Origin of the sequence: Paenibacillus vortex V453 (assembly GCF_000193415.1) — a bacterium.
GTDB lineage: Bacteria > Bacillota > Bacilli > Paenibacillales > Paenibacillaceae > Paenibacillus_AQ > Paenibacillus_AQ glucanolyticus.
The window spans coordinates 26,704-42,481 of the sequence record NZ_ADHJ01000018.1 but is presented as its reverse complement, the minus strand read 5'-3'; the positions used below and the strand labels follow the sequence as shown (position 1 = coordinate 42,481).

General features: G+C 50.5%; 15 protein-coding genes. 9 read left to right on the top strand and 6 right to left on the bottom strand.

Annotation, left to right across the window (positions count from 1 at the left end):
• Window positions 1-234 precede the first annotated feature (234 nt).
• Window positions 235-990, bottom strand: coding sequence for an IclR family transcriptional regulator (locus PVOR_RS10580; protein WP_006209155.1), 756 nt, complete (start codon window positions 988-990; stop codon window positions 235-237).
• A gap of 229 nt (window positions 991-1,219) precedes the next feature.
• On the opposite strand from PVOR_RS10580, the gene PVOR_RS10575 reads away from it, so the two are divergent.
• From PVOR_RS10575 to PVOR_RS10550, 7 genes are all read left to right on the top strand, one after another.
• On the top strand, window positions 1,220-2,320 hold the full coding sequence (locus PVOR_RS10575; protein ID WP_006209154.1) for an extracellular solute-binding protein: 1,101 nt from the start codon (window positions 1,220-1,222) through the stop codon (window positions 2,318-2,320).
• A gap of 36 nt (window positions 2,321-2,356) precedes the next feature.
• Window positions 2,357-3,457 (top strand): ABC transporter ATP-binding protein, encoded by a 1,101-nt coding sequence (locus PVOR_RS10570; RefSeq protein WP_006209153.1) that lies wholly within the window; start codon window positions 2,357-2,359, stop codon window positions 3,455-3,457.
• Window positions 3,458-3,460: 3 nt separating this feature from the next.
• Window positions 3,461-4,324, top strand: a complete 864-nt coding sequence (locus PVOR_RS10565; RefSeq protein WP_006209152.1) for an ABC transporter permease — start codon at window positions 3,461-3,463, stop codon at window positions 4,322-4,324.
• Window positions 4,321-5,139 (top strand): ABC transporter permease, encoded by an 819-nt coding sequence (locus PVOR_RS10560; RefSeq protein WP_006209151.1) that lies wholly within the window; start codon window positions 4,321-4,323, stop codon window positions 5,137-5,139. Before PVOR_RS10565 ends, PVOR_RS10560 begins: the two co-directional genes overlap by 4 nt.
• 16 nt (window positions 5,140-5,155) lie before the next feature.
• Complete coding sequence (locus tag PVOR_RS32780; protein WP_006209150.1) at window positions 5,156-5,452, top strand: hypothetical protein; 297 nt, start codon at window positions 5,156-5,158, stop codon at window positions 5,450-5,452.
• A complete protein-coding gene (locus PVOR_RS10555; RefSeq protein ID WP_327196532.1) occupies window positions 5,410-6,294 on the top strand; it encodes a M20 family metallopeptidase in 885 nt (294 codons plus the stop codon). The genes PVOR_RS32780 and PVOR_RS10555 overlap by 43 nt, the downstream gene beginning before the upstream one ends.
• Window positions 6,295-6,462: 168 nt before the next feature.
• On the top strand, window positions 6,463-6,756 hold the full coding sequence (locus PVOR_RS10550; RefSeq protein ID WP_006209148.1) for a hypothetical protein: 294 nt from the start codon (window positions 6,463-6,465) through the stop codon (window positions 6,754-6,756).
• Window positions 6,757-6,812: 56 nt separating this feature from the next.
• On the opposite strand, the gene PVOR_RS10545 is transcribed toward PVOR_RS10550, so the two are convergent.
• Together PVOR_RS10545 and PVOR_RS10540 are read right to left on the bottom strand one after the other, a co-directional pair.
• Window positions 6,813-8,444, bottom strand: coding sequence for a hypothetical protein (locus PVOR_RS10545; RefSeq protein WP_006209147.1), 1,632 nt, complete (start codon window positions 8,442-8,444; stop codon window positions 6,813-6,815).
• A 1-nt stretch (window position 8,445) separates the two neighbouring features.
• The gene (locus tag PVOR_RS10540) at window positions 8,446-9,231 is read right to left on the bottom strand and encodes an ABC transporter ATP-binding protein (RefSeq protein WP_006209146.1); all 786 of its coding nucleotides are present in this window, start codon (window positions 9,229-9,231) and stop codon (window positions 8,446-8,448) included.
• Window positions 9,232-9,726: 495 nt separating this feature from the next.
• Here PVOR_RS10540 and PVOR_RS10535 point away from each other — a divergent pair, with 495 nt between their 5' ends.
• Window positions 9,727-10,167, top strand: a complete 441-nt coding sequence (locus tag PVOR_RS10535) for a L,D-transpeptidase (protein ID WP_006209145.1) — start codon at window positions 9,727-9,729, stop codon at window positions 10,165-10,167.
• A gap of 50 nt (window positions 10,168-10,217) precedes the next feature.
• Here PVOR_RS10535 and PVOR_RS10530 read toward each other — a convergent pair whose 3' ends face one another.
• Window positions 10,218-10,601, bottom strand: a complete 384-nt coding sequence (locus tag PVOR_RS10530; RefSeq protein WP_006209144.1) for a VOC family protein — start codon at window positions 10,599-10,601, stop codon at window positions 10,218-10,220.
• A 152-nt stretch (window positions 10,602-10,753) separates the two neighbouring features.
• On the opposite strand from PVOR_RS10530, the gene PVOR_RS31000 reads away from it, so the two are divergent.
• Window positions 10,754-10,915, top strand: a complete 162-nt coding sequence (locus PVOR_RS31000; RefSeq protein WP_006209143.1) for a hypothetical protein — start codon at window positions 10,754-10,756, stop codon at window positions 10,913-10,915.
• Window positions 10,916-10,982: 67 nt separating this feature from the next.
• Here the strand turns inward: PVOR_RS31000 and PVOR_RS10525 are convergent, their stop codons facing one another.
• The gene (locus PVOR_RS10525) at window positions 10,983-12,899 is read right to left on the bottom strand and encodes a beta-N-acetylhexosaminidase (protein WP_006209142.1); all 1,917 of its coding nucleotides are present in this window, start codon (window positions 12,897-12,899) and stop codon (window positions 10,983-10,985) included.
• 137 nt (window positions 12,900-13,036) lie between these two features.
• Window positions 13,037-15,772: an alpha-mannosidase gene (locus PVOR_RS10520; RefSeq protein WP_006209141.1), complete on the bottom strand. Its 2,736-nt coding sequence runs from the start codon at window positions 15,770-15,772 to the stop codon at window positions 13,037-13,039.
• Window positions 15,773-15,778: the final 6 nt, after the last annotated feature.

The following is a 15,778-nucleotide window of genomic DNA, read 5'->3' as shown; positions in this document are numbered from 1 at the left end:
AGGTAATTAAATACAAATGTGGGGGAATCCATGATGGATTAATGAAGTGTGATGAGAAAGAAGGGAGTTAATTAGTTATATCTATATTATATACGAACTTTTGTTCCTGTTCAATTGCTTTGGAGCACTTTAAACCATTTATCTCTGACATCTACCTCCCACGATAAAAAAGGATGTCCCAACATCTTCCAAGATGTTGGGACATCCTTTCTATGTGAGTAGCACAGGTATCGCTTACGGATGATACCCTACCAGATTGGATATATCAGCTGCCGCCTGTAATACTTCCTGAATCCAATCCTCTTTATGCTGAACGATACGATCGCTTGGACCAACCAGACTGATCGAAGCATTCACCTGACCCTCGCTGTCGTATATAGGTGCTGCTATACCCGTTACCCCGACATTCCTCATATTCGAGCTGATCTCATATCCTTGATCCTCAATGCGGCTGATTCGCTCGCGCAGTTCCTTAACACTCTTCATCGAGTGCTCCGTAAATGCAGCCAGCGGCTCGATCATAATCTGCTCCTTCACTCCTTCAGGACTGAATGCCAGTATGACCCGCGAAGCACTCGTGGCATACAAGGGAAACCGGCGGTATGCATCAATAATAAATCGTATGGGCAGCGGAGAATCGATTTTGTCCATATAGATCGCTTCGTTCCCTTCACGCACACATAGACAAACCGATTCTTTGGTTAGCTTGGCAATACGCTCCAGATAAGGCCTTGCAACGCTGACCCAATCATTGTTCCGTTTAACCCGGTTTCCAAGCTCCAGACATGTATACCCAAGCGAATACTGCCGTGTCAGCCTATTCTGCTTAATGAACCCTTCACTCTCTAAGGTCGCCAGCATTTTATGTACGGCCCCCTTGGACCATTGCAGCTCCTTGCTAAGCTCGGTAATCCCCCAATCCTTCTGATCGCGGAGAAATAACTTCAGCAATTTGCAGCTTTTTTGTACGGATGTCAACAACTGATCCATCTTTAGCCTCCTATCAGCCACTTCCGTTTAATATGAGATCGTTTTTGACGCGCTGAATATATGTCAATCATGTTCGAAACAGTCTATCAAAAAAACTTGGTTTCATGTGAGATATTTCATTGTAAACACGATTGAATATACCATGTTGCTATGTTAAAATCAAAAACAATATTTCACTATTATAAAACATCGTTCTCTAATAGTGAACAAATAATAAGGGGGAATCATTGTGAAAAAAGGTCGCCTTGCTTCTATCATTCTCGCTTTAACACTCTCCATCTCGCTGTTATCCGCATGCGGAGGTGCAAAAACGGCTTCAAACGGCGGTGCCGAGTCAGCGGAAGGTTCCACCGTCTCCGGTGAACTGGTTTTTGCCGGCAACGGTGCAACGGTAGAATCCCTGTTCAAAGATGAAATCTTCAAGAAATTCAATGAAAAATACCCGGATGTCAAACTAACCTACGTGGCCGGCGTCGCGACGGACATTGTTGCCAAGGTGAAAGCTCAGCAGGGTTCCTCCCAAATTGATATTGCATTTATTGAGGGCAGCGAACAAGAAGCAGGTCGCGTTGAAGGACTCTGGGAAGCCTTGAATGCGGACGAAATCCCGAATATGTCCAAAATCGATGACCGCTTCAGAGTCTCAGAGAACAGCGGCGTGACCATCAATTACACCCCGATGGGGATCTCTTACAATGCCAAGCTGATTCAGAATAAGAACCTCCCCGTTCCAGCATCATGGAACGATCTGACTCTCCCCGAAATGAAAAACAATATAACGCTTACCGAAATGTCGAGTAATTTCGGCCGTTCGGCAACGATCATGCTGGCATATGCCAACGGCGGCTCGGAAGCCGATATGACGCAAGGGTTTGAACAATTGAAAACGATTGCTTCTTATATGCCGACATTCGCCAAAACAGCCGCTCAAATCCAGCAGAATCTGCAGGATGAGACAGCTGCATACACCGCCTGGACCATGGCGCGCAGCATCGTGCAGAAGGATGCGGGTGTCGACCTGGAATTTGTCATTCCGGAAGAAGGAGCAAACATCGTGCCAACCGTTGCTTCCATCGTAAAGGGAGCGAAGAATCCTGAAGCGGCTAAGGCATTTATCGATTTTATCCTGACCGATGAGATTCAAACCCTGTTTGCCACAAAGTTGTATTACAACCCGGTCATGGACGTTACGCTTCCGGACGACATCGGCAGTCTGATCAATTTTGACAAGAGCAAAATTGTGAATTTCGATTACGGTGTAATCAGCGAGAACAAGCAAGCCTGGCTGGAAACCTTCAATAAAGACATCGCTCCGCTTGTAGGCAAATAAGTTCGATACGAAGATTCAGAATCGGAGGAAACACAGATGACGAAGGAGTATGACGTTGAACTGCATCAGATCCGCAAGTGCTTCGGCAGCACCGTGGTGGTAGACGATTTTAATCTTCAGGTGGAGCGCGGGGAATGTGTCACTTTTCTCGGTCCATCCGGCTGCGGCAAGACAACAACATTGAATATGCTGGCTGGTTTTCTGGAGCCTGACGGAGGCACCCTGACGATCAAGGGCAAGCCGATGAACGGTGTTCCCTCAAATAAACGTGATCTTGGCATGGTGTTTCAAACATACTCCTTGTTTCCGCATATGACAGTTGCAGAAAACGTGGCGTATGGCTTGAAATTGCGAAAAATCCCCAAATCCGAGATTGCTGCCAGAGTGAACAAAGTACTGGAGCTGGTCAAGCTTCCCCACCTGGCTGATCGTTATCCCAAACAGCTGTCCGGCGGCCAGCGCCAGCGCATTGCGATTGCCCGCGCCTTGGTAACCGAGCCCTCGGTACTGCTCCTTGACGAGCCGCTGAGCAACCTCGACGCCAAGCTCCGGGAAGAGCTGCGCGAAGAGATGAAACGGCTCCAGCAGGAGCTCAAAGTCACGACCATTTTTGTTACCCACGACCAGGAAGAAGCCATGTACATGTCCGATAGGATCGTTGTCCTGGATCATGGACGGGTAGAGCAGATCGGAACACCGGAAGAAATCTACCAGAGGCCGGCTTCACCCTTCGTGCACGAATTCGTAGGCAAGTCCAACCGCTTTCAGGTCAAGCTTGCCGCTACAGACGAACACCTGTGGCATTTTGCAACTAAGGAAGGGATCCTCCTGCAGGCAGACCGCCATTCACGGCAGGAGCTAACAGGAGATGCTGCCGTGGCTTATGTCAGACCTGAGCATATTGTCATACAGGAAGTGGTGGGAGACGCTCCACCCCCCAGCATGAATACCGTGTTTGGCATCGTGAGGCTGGTTTCCTTCCTCGGTTCGATTGTTGAAGTTATCGTAGAGTGCCATGGTCAATTGATCACCGTTCGAAACGGCATCGCTCCGCACCTTCACCTGGTTGAAAATAAATTCGTCCAGCTAAGCTGGGACTCCCAGCATGTGAGTGCTTTTCCAGCAAAGGAGGCATAGCCTATGAACTCCCTGCTCCGATCCAAGGGCTTCATTGCCACCTTGCTGCTGGTACCCGGACTTATCATTATTCTGGGTGTATTCATCCTGCCTATGTTCTACATGTTAATGATCAGCTTGCGCGAGGACATGGGACAAGGAGCCTGGACACTGGCATCCTATGCGCATCTCTTTAAAGATACCTATTATGTGCAGATTCTGTGGAGAACCGTAAGGCTTAGTCTGTATACGGTTTGCGTTTGTCTCGTCCTTGGCTTCCCGGTTGCCATGTACATGGCTCAGGCTACGCCGAAAATGCGGGGTCTTATAACATTTCTCATCATCTCCCCTCATCTGATCAGCGTAGTCATCCGCAACTTCGGCTGGGTCGTGATATTGGGCAACAACGGTTTTATCAACAATACGTTAATGTCGCTAGATGTCATCTCCGAACCGCTGCGGCTGCTGTACAATGAGCTTGGTGTTGTGATTGGATTATCCGATTCGCTGATCGTTTATATGGTCCTGGCCATTTCCACGAGCCTGTATGCTGTTGACTCATCCCTGTACAAGGCAGCCGGCATTCTCGGCGCAACACGATTCAAACAATTCTTCAGCATCACGCTGCCTCTGAGCATTCCCGGCATTTTTGCCGGAACAACACTCGTGTTCAGCCTGGCTATGAGCTCTTTCGTCACGCCAGCCCTTATGGGTGGCACCTCAGTAAAAGTACTGCCGGTGCTGGCTTATGAGCAGATGATGGCATCACTCAATTGGTCCCTTGGAGCTGCCATTGCATTCCTGCTTCTCGGTTCAACCATCGGTTTGGTCACGCTATTTACCAAGCTGGTGGAAACGAAGCGTTATAAGGAGGTGTTCTCATCATGATTCGTGAAAAAAAATCTCGCAGACCCTCCGTGCTTGGCATCATCACGTTCTTTGTCGTGCTGATGGTCATCTCCCCATTGCTGATCATCATCCCGACGTCGTTTACGTCGACGGGTGTCCTGCGGTTCCCGCCGCAGGGGTTCTCGCTCCAGTGGTATGAGAAAATATTCGACCGTCCGGAGTTCATCGAGTCGTTCGGGTTCAGCCTGCAGCTTGCTATCATTACCGCCGTTATCGCAACCGTCATCGGTACGCTGGCTGCACTGGCATTGCACAAGTACAAGCCCCGCGGCTCAGGCGTCATCAGTTCCCTGCTGTTATCACCGCTGACGGTTCCGGCACTGATCATCGGCATTGCGGCTTTGCTGTTCTTCACACGCATTGGGCTTGCAGGCACGTTCCTCGGTCTGTTATTGTCCCATATTCTGATTTCTGTGCCTTACGTTGTACGACTGGTTTATACGGGACTCAGCACCTTTGATTATACTTTGGAACGGGCCGCATCCATTCTTGGGGCAAACCCGCTGCGGACCTTCTGGGACGTTACGTTTCCACTGATCCGCCCAGCGGTGCTCTCCGGCTGTGTGTTTGCGTTTCTGACCTCATTCGATAATGTCACCGTGTCACTCTTTATGATCTCGCCGTCCACAACAACATTGCCGATGGCTATCTTCAACTACATGCAGGAATCGTTAACTCCGCTCGTTGCATCGATATCCTCTATCGTGATCTTGCTGAGTTTGGTATTTATTTTCATCTTAGAGCGCGTATACGGCTTGGATCGTTTGTTTGGCTCCAACTCACACGCTCATTAAGGCAGGTAGAACGGATATGAAATGGGTAACCCGACTGGAACTGCTGCTCCCGGAAATGCTCCGGCTGCTAGAGCAAAGCGTCAACATGGATTCGCCTTCCCAGCGTAAAGACTTAACCGACCGAATGATCGACTGGTATGAAGAAATATGCCTCTCACATCTGGATGCCAGAGCTATCCGGGTTCCAAACGAAGAATATGCCGACCGCCTGGAGATTCATATCGGCAGCGGGCAGCGGACGCATACCTGCTCATTGGACATGCGGACACGGTGTGGCCCGCAGGCGAATGCGCGCAAAGGCCGTTTCGTATAGAGGGAGACAGAGCCTACGGTCCGGGGGTTCTGGACATGAAGGCCGGGATCATTCAAGCCATATTTGCCTTAAAGGTGGTGCAGGAGATGGAAAGGCTCCCTGCCGATGTTACCTTTATTCTGTTGATTAACAGCGATGAGGAAATTGGAAGCCCTTCTTCCCGCCTCTGGATCGAGGAGCATGCCCGCTCCAGCCAGGCCGCCTTTGTGCTGGAGCCGCCGATGGAACCGGAAGGCGCCGTCAAAACGGCTCGCAAAGGAAATGGTCGCTACCATCTCCAAATCGAAGGTCGTGCCGCTCATTCCGGGGTTAATCCGGCTGCCGGCGTATCGGCGATCCACGAGATGGCGCGCCACATTCTGAGCCTCCAGGAATTGAGTGATGACAAGCGCGGCATACATGTCAATGTCGGCATCGTAAACGGAGGAATCGGCTCCAATGTCGTTGCCCCCCAGGCGGAAGCCTACATCGATATCCGGGTAGAAACGATGGAGGATTTCAACTGGATGGCACATAAAATGCAAGAGCTTGCTCCAATCCACCCGGAGATCCGCCTGCAGATCGAAGGGCAGATGAATCGGCCGCCCATGGAACGAACGGCGGCGATTATGAATCTGTATCATTTGGCACAACAGGTTGCCAAGGAAGAACTGAATCTGAATCTGCCGGATACCAGCACGGGCGGAGTCAGCGACGGCAACTTTGTTGCCGCATGCGGCACGCCGACACTGGATGGCATGGGCGCCCGCGGCGACGGGGCCCATGCCCTTCACGAATATGTGTTGATTGCCGATATCCCTAAACGCGCTGCGCTTCTGGCCGGCATACTGGTCCGGGTATAAAATAGCGGTATCTAGTAGGATACATAGGAAATCAAAGAAGGGGCATCCATCTCGGATGCCCCTCTCCTTTGCCGTCTCCAGTCCTACAATAGGATTAGAGCCTTGTGAGCAGGTCTGTTTTTGTGTATGTTAGTTTTGACTGGAAATGACAGCCTAAGGAGAAACGCCATGCGAACCAAAATCCTGCAAAACTTAACAGTTCTATTCCTTACATTGAGTTGGTTAACCACCTATGCAAATAGCGACAGTCCACTCAACCAGCAAACGTTGGATCGATTACGGGAATCCTATGATCTTGAGGCTCCTTCGACCCAAGATACGGCTCCATATATGCCAGACAGGTGGAGTCAAGGTGACTGGGGAGTCAGCCTGGACTCGTCTTCACTGACCGAATTGCTTCATGCAGCCCTGCAGCCTGTGTTCTATATTGCCCGGCAGCTGATTTATATGTTGTCCTCGTAACGCAGCCCGAAGCCCGCTTCATCCAGTCTCGGATCGTTACCCGAACATTCCGCTGTTTACTTGTACAGTTTGGTCCATACCCATCCATTCACAGCGAGCAATACAACGATATAGGCCGGAATGCCATAAGCAATGGTACTGCTTGCATAATGCAAACCGATGAATCCGCCTACAACAATGAAGTAGACCAGAACCCACCAGCCTTCCTTCTGCTGAGCCATATTAAACGCTTGGGAGAATGGCGGAGTCCTCAGCATAGCCTTGGCTGATAACGGGATCAACATCAATCCGGTAAGCAGCACAATGAGAATATCCGGCAGGATTCGCATACCGAATATGATGACAAACACCACCGCATTCACAGCGAACAGCGGCAGGAATATTTTGATGGCAAACGCCTTTAAAGCCCCTTTGTACAAGGGGGTCATGCTCGGCATCGGGGCTGACCCGAACAGCCAGAAGGCTTTGGGCTTGCCCGAGTATTTCAGCATCATCACGACCGTAGCAACCATGATGAGCATAACATACAGCACATAATAGGATGATCCTCTGCCGATTTCCGCGAATGAGGAATTACGGATTGTGGAGAAAAAGAATAAATAAGGCAGCAGCACGGCTAACCCTAAAGTAGGGTACACCTTAAGCTTAAATTCTCGCTCGTTCTTAAGCATGCTGGCAGACAACCGGAAACAGGCCTGCTCCGTGCGCGATCGGCATACCCATCTGGCCAAGAACCGGTCAAACTTTCCACGCTCCCGCCCTTTTCCCGCTTCGCTGTGAGCCAGCTTCTCCAGATACAACTCGAATGACGGAATCAAGCGGGCATATATCATCATAAGCAGAATCGGGACAAATACGGCCAATGCCGAGAGAAGAATCAGCCACCCGCCCCCCTCGCCAAACAGCCACTCATAAGGAGCCGCATACCATACTGGCGGAAGCAGGATTTGCCACCAAGCCGGTGTAAACACCAGATTGAAATCAATCAGATCAAAGGAACGAATCACAAACTGATACCCGATGGCCAGCGTGGCGGACAGACCAATCTGCACGTAATTGATCAGATCCTTCAGTTTCTCTCCGTCCCAATATTTCAGCAGCACCAGATAAATCATGGAAGTACTCACAAGGATGAGCATATTCATCAGGATCAGCTCAAGGATATAGATTAAAAAGAATCCAACGCCGTGCTTGATCAATCCAACGACCAGGGAGCCGGCCGAAAGAGCCCCGGTTAAAAGAAGCAAATAAATACCTGCATGAATCGATCTGGCCAGACCGACCGTTCGACCGTCGATCGGCTTGGTCATCAGTATGCTTCGGTCGCGCACATCCAGCAGCACCGAGGAGAAGTCCGAAATCATGGAGGTCATAATCAGAAACATTAAGATTGCGGATAAAAGGCTCATCGGCAGTAGATATTCCGGATCGCTCCAGAACACAAACGGCGTCAGGACGAGCCCGATCAAGCCGTACATCCAGAGAGAGCTGACAAACAGGTTCTTGTCCTGCTCCTCCTTCTTTCGATTGACTGAGGACAAGATGACAGGGGCCCGCCTTGAGTCCATGATGAGTTTGACATGTAATATACGGCGCAGTACCTCATAGTCCACACCCGTTCTGGAGATCACGCCTTGAAATCGGTCCAAAATCTTAAGCATTCGAAAGGTTGATTCCGGCCCCGGCATGTCAGCTCTCCTCCCGAACGATCGATACGAACCGCTCAGCAATCTGGGCATGATCATGGAAACCTGTCAGCTGATTAAACACCTCTTCCAAGGAGCCTTCATGTGAATGCTGCTGCAGCTCCTTGAACGTTCCATCCGCTACGACCCGGCTATCGGCGAGCAGAACGATGCGGCTGCTGATTTTCTCAACAACGTCCATGATATGCGAGGAATAAAAGATCGTCTTGCCTTGAGCCGACAATTGGGCGAGAACTTCTTTAACCACCATGACACTGTTCGCATCCAGCCCGCTTAAGGGCTCATCAAGGAATAACAAATCCGGGTCATGCAGCAGGCTCGAGATCAGCAGTACTTTTTGCCGCATCCCCTTTGAGAATGTAGCAATCCGCGAGTGATAAGCTTTGTCCAGACCAAAGCAATCCATTAAATGTTTGGCCTTATAATCCGCAGTATCATATGTAAGTCCGTACAATTCACCTGTAAAAGTCAAATACTCGGCTGCCGTTAACTGATCGTACAATTCTGCGACCTCCGGCACATACCCGATTCTCCGTTTATAGTCGATATTCCCATCGGAAATATCCTGCCCGAATATGCGAACGGTCCCCGTGTAACCCTCAACCAGTCCCAGCATAATCTTAACCGTTGTGCTCTTTCCCGCTCCATTCGGACCGATGTAACCAATCATCTCGCCGCGGCGCACTTCCAGATCAATGCCGTTCAATACATAACGATTATCATATTTCATGCGCAGATCTTGAATCGATAACACTTCATCTGTAGACATCGTATACGAATTCTCCTATTCTCTCATTGTCTTCACATACCTACCTTATTATGGGAGCTCAGGAAAATCAACCTTTCATTCATATTCGCTCTGCAAAATACCCATATGCAAAATATCATGCCAAACACCCGGTACAAGCTCTGTCTGGAGCTGCCCTCATGCACAAGCCGATCCATTCATACAGCTTGACAACCTTATCATGAAAGGGTAACACAAATTCTTATCGTCAAGATTCGATCATGCACTGAGCTTGTCTCACAAAGTCTTGTGTCACAGCCAAGCTCGCTACCAGATTTAAATAGATTGTCCCGCCTTGCCCTCTACAGCCCTCTTTGAAAACAACTTGTTCTATTTTTCGAAGGGTGAACAATTTCGTCAACATTCGCGAATAACCGCATATATATGGGGGAGAACGAAAAGAGGTGATCGGACATCATAAAGGGCATCAACCGCATACTGATTTTTACCTTGCTGCTGGTTTTCTTTCTCCCTAACTTGACCCATGCCGCCTCAGGGCAGAAACTGGACAGTAAATACACTTCGTATGCACAATTTATCGTCATTGATAAATCCACCAACAAGCTGACGTATTACGAAAAGGGAAAGGTCATTAAAACATTCCCCGTCGCCACAGGCAAAAAGCCCTCCTACACGCCGGAAGGCCTGTTCAAAATCCATGAAAAGGTAAAAAACAGACCTTACTACAAGGAAGGCATCAAGGGCGGAGATCCGCGCAATCCGCTGGGGGACCGCTGGCTGGGCATTAACGTGAAGGTCAACGGCAGGATCAGTTACGCCTATGCGATCCACGGGAACAACAATTCGAATTCGATTGGAAAATACGTATCCGCCGGATGTATTCGCATGCATAATAAGGACGTGCGCTGGCTCTACGACAAGGTCAAAATGAACACCCCTGTCCTCATCCAAAAATAATCCAAAAGCTTAGAAGCTGAACACTTGACGGTGTTTGGCTTTTTTAATTTCTATGAGCCATACGCAGCTCCAAACTCTATAATGTTGCGATCTGGATCCAGCACGAAAATTTGCGCAAAACCTGCAACGCTGTCGGGATTGGCAGTATATTCAACACCCATTCGGTCCAGCCATTCCTTGGTTTCGCGGTAGCTCTTCACCCAGATGGAAAAATGCCCGTCCGTCGTATCGATTCCGCGCTCGCGAAGCGTATCGCTGATCGGATGCTCCAGCAGATGGAGCTGCTGATCCCCCACCGCGTACCAGACCCCTTTGGATGTAAACGGCGGACGCCGCAGCTCGCGGAACTTAAGGACTTCCGAGTAAAACACCTTGGCTTTTTCCAAATTCCGAACGGCCAAACTGACATGGTGCAGTCCTACATATTGAATCATGTATCACACCTCACTTGTAAGCGGAATAAATGCTTTATGATGGTCTGCCAGCCTTATCATACTTCATTTGAATCGAGGTATGTATCTCCATCCTAAAGGATACCTTATACATTATATAACATGAATCAACCACTTAAGGGGGGAGTTTCACCATGGATATCCATTCCGAGGAATACAAAATCGCATCACTGAATGGAAATGAAGGCACCTTAAAAGCGATTGAAGATGCCGAGACGAAGATCGCCGAGCTCACAGGCAAAGATATCACACTGATTGCTTACGAGAAAGAACAAGGTCCAGAGGATACACCATAAACAAACCCTGCACAAAAAAGAGCTGCCCTCCATGAGTCCGCATAGACTCTGGAAGAGCAGCTTTTCTTTAGATGAAGCAGGACGCCGTCACTGCTGCCTGATAGGTCACGTTAACCTCCAGCACTCTGCCGGTAAGTCCGTTCTGATCGAACGGCAGCCGCTCGGCTTCCAGTTCCTCAATCTCTTCGATATGCCCATCCACATAATCGGCAAGCCGATCCTGTGTGGAAGAGATTCGTGCCAGCAGCCCCCCGTAGCGGAGGTCCAGTACCTCCCAGCCAAAGGGCTTATACGTGTTCATCCAGAGCGCACGGTGCGAGAGCCGCAGCGCCTCGATGCGCTGCTTTAGCACGAGCAACGGGGAATCCGGTGCTGCTGCAAGCTCAGCCAGCTGATCCTTTTGTCCCGTTTTATACCACTTTTTCAGCGTAACGCCGAGGGTGCTTTTAATAACAAGCACCGATGCCAATCGTTCATAAAATTCATACAGACGACTGAACGGTGCCGGGAATTGCTCCTTGCATTGCCGCCATCTCCGCTCCAGTCCAGCGTAATGCTGGGGCAGCACAGCTTCCGCTTCACCTTCCACATGTTTGTCCAGCAGCCCTAGCAGGGGATCCTGCCACAATAAATATTTGGATGGGTTCGCCATCCAGTGATTGCCCTCCGACACGCCGGGAACCTCATCCATATATTTCAGGGCGTTCAGCGATTCAAACAAATCGATGCCCGTACAGGCCGCAAGCCGCCTTGTAAGAAGCTTATCATCAACCTCATCGCCATATCCATGCTCGGCAAATAGCTGCAGACCGGCAAGAATGACCAAGTGATTGCTTTCGTTGCCGTTATCTCCCCAGACGGTAGCAATCACCTCGCGGATGCCCTTGGTTTTGGCAGCACGCAGGGCAGGCTGGCTGGTCATCCATGTCTTGCCGTTGTTGGGACAGATACTGTTCCACATATGGATGCCGCCGGCAAAAATCGGCTTGGAGCCCAGCCTCATATGCTTCTCATATAACTGTTCATATCCGTTTTCATCACGGCGTCCATAGTCCCAATACACAAATTGAACGCCTTTTGGAATTCGGCTCATATTGTCATCCGAGAAATCCGCATCTACATTGTACAGCGCCCCTTGATAATCATTCGCCAGCAAATTAAAATACATGTCGCTCCAGATCATCGGCTCGAGTCCGAGACGATCGGTGATGGCAAGCACCCGGTTGACATGGTCATTCATGATCTGGAAACGGTCCTGAACCCCGTTCAATTTCAGATAATTTCCAAGACCTACCTGGAATGCCTCATCCATGCCGATATGAATTCGCTTGGAACGGAACATGCCGGATGCGGCTGTGATCATCTGCTCAATGAAAGCATATGTCTTTGGCTCGCCTGCGAGCAGAATATCGGCATGGTCCTTCATATCTGCCGCATACCCCCATTTTAGCGCTTGCTGCAGATGCCCCAGGGTCTGAATACACGGAATCATCTCGATGCCGAACAAATCCGCATAATCGTCGCACTCCTTCAGTTCCGAAGCTGTATACCGGCCGCGCATATATCCGAAGTAGGGCTGCTCTTCTACCTCGTACGTATCCTCGGTATACATCATCAGTCCGTTCAGTCCCATCAGCGCCATATAACGGATAAACTGTTTGATCACCGCCACCTTGAGAACGCCATTGCGGGAAACGTCGAGCATCGTACCGTTAAAGTCAAACTTCGGTTCCGCCGTCAGCTCGAATAAAGCCCCCTCCCTGGCCTGCTCCAGAAACAAACCGAGCGCACGGAAAAAGTGTATGCTCTCCTGGTAACGGATCAGTCCCTGCCCATCCTTCAGCGCCACCTGAATCGGACCTTCCATCTGAACGACCCGAATCTTGATCCCTTCTCCGTCTGTAATGGAGATGTCCAATATGTCTGAAAGCTCGCTGATCCCTTCAAGCAGTTTTCCAGACAGGTGATCAAAATGAATCTTCATGTCATTCCCTCCATGATCCCATTTTTGAGATGCTGTCTATCATTGTGTGAAACAGCAAAGCCCGATCCCTTCATCTTGGAATCGGGCTTTGCCAAGGCGAGAAGCTAATATCCTTCCCAGCCTATATATTAGGTTTCTTACTCGGCCGAAACTTTAACACCAAGTGTCACAATCTCATATGGCTTGACTGGCAGCGTGCAGCTTCCCTTGTCATCCAAGCTTTGAACGGATCCCTCTTCTTCCAATATCGAGCTCTTATAAACGCCTTGGGTTGGCAGGGAAGATTGCAACTTCAGCTCTGCATCCGTGCCTGCCATATTGAACCAGCGCAGCATCAGATCGCCTGACTTCCGGTTCACCTTCAGGGAAGAGAAGGCAAGCTCTTCATGACTCCATCCAAGCGGCGCGGAGGTCGATGCAACGGTACCTGCATGAACTCCGGTCTGAGCAACCGTCCATGGGATCTGGAACTGGTAAGCCTCGGCATAAGCGCCGGAACCGATGCCGTCGCCCTGGTGCGGAATCACTTCCATGCGAACCGTATGAACGCCGATACACTGAGCTTCCGGCGTTGGGAAGTAACCCCAATCCCCGAGCTCACCGACGGAGCGCAGCAGTGTAACCGCGATCGTGTTGCGACCGTCACGCAGCACTTCATATTCGTTCAAGCCCTGGTTCGCCACCGTCAAGCCTGCTGCAGCCGCGGTAACATCCACGAAGGCCTGCTGATGAGCCGTATAACTCGGGTTCTCCCATTCGGCAGCCGGCTCGTTGTCCCGCTTCGCCACTTCGAACATGGAATCCACGTTATGAGACGCTGCCTGCAGATCCGTTGGGAACAACGCACGCACCCGATGATCCTTCGCCTGATTATCCATCGTGGCTTCGATCTCGACACCTTTGCCGCAACGGTTCAGGCTGAGCACGGTACGTATGGACAACGGCACCATCTCGCTTGATCTTTGGGCCTTGCGGTTCGGGTAATACACCAGTTCATGCTGCTCTTCGTCCAGCTTGCCATCGGCCATAGCCGGAATGGACCAGTTATGGACGATTTCGATGGAAGCGCGGTATGGTGAATCCTCCAGGACCGAAATTTTGGCGATTTGACCTTTTGTAGTCAATGCCGTTTCGCCATCCGGCTGTTTATACATATATTCGTTACCGATATCCCCGGTATTCTCATAGACACCCAGATCGCGGTATACCTGTCCATTCTTCTTATCCGTTAAGGTGAAGGAACCGTCCCCTTCGATCTCAACCTTGAGCAGCTCGTTCTCCATTACGTTGGAATGGCTGATCAGGGATTTAATCGGAGTTGGCTTATTATCACTTTTCACCCATGCGTAGGTTGTCAGACCCATTGCTGCAATTTCGCTTGCCTCGAATGTCAGTCTGACCCTGCGGCACATATAAGGCTGGCGGAACCGGTCATCCGGGAGATCGTATCCGAACTGAAGACCAAGATCTTCAACGGTACACGGTACTGATTCACCCTGCGCGTTAACCAGAACGCGGCCGGACAAATCGATTTCCTTCATCCGGCGGCTCGTTTCTTCCAAAGAGTAGCCTTCCCGGAAATAGAGCCGCTTAGCGTCCAGCTCGATGCTGACCGTACCGCTGCGTGTCCATCCGGTCGTATTAAATACGACCAGCGGCAGCGGATCAGAGCCCCACTGCTCGAATCCGGTTGTGTCAACCGCATCCGCGATCACGCGGACGCTGTCATCCACAATATTTTCGGCCACGTGGGCGCTTTTCTCGAAGCGGGTGACCATCTCGCGGTGAACCTCGTCCACGCTGCAGCCGCAGATGCTGTCATGCGGATGATTCTGCATCAGCGTTTTCCAGGCATAAGTGAACAGATGATGCGGATACTCCTTGCCAAGCAGGCTTGCGTACGACGCCAGCGGCTCGGCCACTTTTTCCAGCAGGGTCTGGCCGCGCTGGTTCATCTGCTTCAGGTATACACGAGCCGAGGCGGTATTCACGAGCGTTCCCCAGCCGTCCGTCCGCTGGCTGCGCAGCTCTCCTGTTACGGAGGACAGGTCCTGCGACAGTTTCTCACGAACCGCTTTCAGGTAATCATCAAAATTGGAGTGAATGAACTCCGTATCCGGATACAGCTTCTTCGCCGTACGGATACCTTCCGGGAGATCCGTCTGAATCGGCTGATGGTCGCAACCGTTCATATAGAGCAGTTCGGGCGTGGAAGCATACTTCTCGGCATCCGCCAGCTTGCGGTCCCAGAACTTCTTCGCCTCTTCTTCGTCAACAGGAACTTCGTTGCCGTTGCTGTACCAGTTGGCAAACAGGATGCCCAGCACCTTGGAGCCGTCCGGACCTTCCCACATCAATTCGGAGAACGAGGACTCATAACCGCTATCGGAAACGGTATTGTTAAAGCCAGTTGGCTTCACGCCCCGGCCGAAGAAGGCGTTATCGATACCGGACTGTTGCATCAGCTGCGGGATTTGGCCCGTAAGTCCAAACGTATCAGGGAAATAACCGATTTTGGCAACCGTGCCATAACGCTCGGCATCCTGGTGCCCAATCTGCATGTTTCTCACATTGGCTTCGCTGCTTGTCAGATACGCATCCTGCAGAATGTACCAAGGCCCGATGATGATGCGTCCGTCCGTGATCAGCTTCTCAAGCTGCTCCTTCTTCTCGGGTCTTACCTGCAAATAATCTTCAATAATAATGGTCTGACCATCAAGGAAAAAGCTGCGATATTCCGAGTCCTTATCCATCGTCTCGAGCAAGCTGTCCATGAGCTCGATCAGCCGTACATGGTGCTTTTCATACGGTAAATACCACTCGCGGTCCCAGTGAGTATGAGAAATAATATGTGCTTTTCTGGATTGATCCATCTCTAC